General features: G+C 68.4%; 1 protein-coding gene. It reads left to right on the top strand.

Annotated features, from left to right (window positions below):
- The coding region (locus AC1DWI_RS25845) for an ATP-binding cassette domain-containing protein (RefSeq protein ID WP_477726283.1) at positions 1-585 on the top strand (585 nt) is incomplete at both ends.

Below are 585 nucleotides of genomic sequence, written 5' to 3'. Positions count from 1 at the left end.
GCCCGCGCCAGATTGCTGGAGGTGGCACAGCGCTTTGGCTTGCCCGTGGCGCCCGATGCCAAAGTGGGCAGCCTCTCGGTCGGCGAACGCCAGCGGGTCGAGATCCTGAAAGCCCTGTACCGCGGCGCACGCATCCTGATCCTGGACGAACCCACCGCCGTGCTGACGCCGCAGGAAAGCGAGGCGCTCTTCGGCACGCTGGGCCAGATGGTGGCGCAGGGCCTGTCCATCATTTTCATCAGTCACAAGCTGGGCGAGGTGCTGCGCGTGTCAAACCGTGTGGCTGTGCTGCGCGGTGGCAAGCTGGTGGCCGAAGCACCAGCCGCCGGCACCAGCCAGGCGCAGCTGGCGCAATGGATGGTGGGCCATGCTGTCACCAGCACACAGCGCCGCCCCGCGCCGTCAACCGGCCTGCCGGTCTGCACACTGGAAGGTGTCAGCACGGCCAATGCGGGGCAAGACCGCCTGGATGGCGTTTCGCTCGAACTCAGGGCCGGTGAAATCGTCGCCATTGCGGGCGTCTCAGGCAACGGCCAGCTCGCCCTGGCCGACTTGTTGTGCGGCACCCGCGCCGCCAGCCAGGGC

The organism is Polaromonas sp. P3_C2 (genome assembly GCF_056402675.1).
This window is presented reverse-complemented; position numbering and strand designations above follow the sequence as displayed.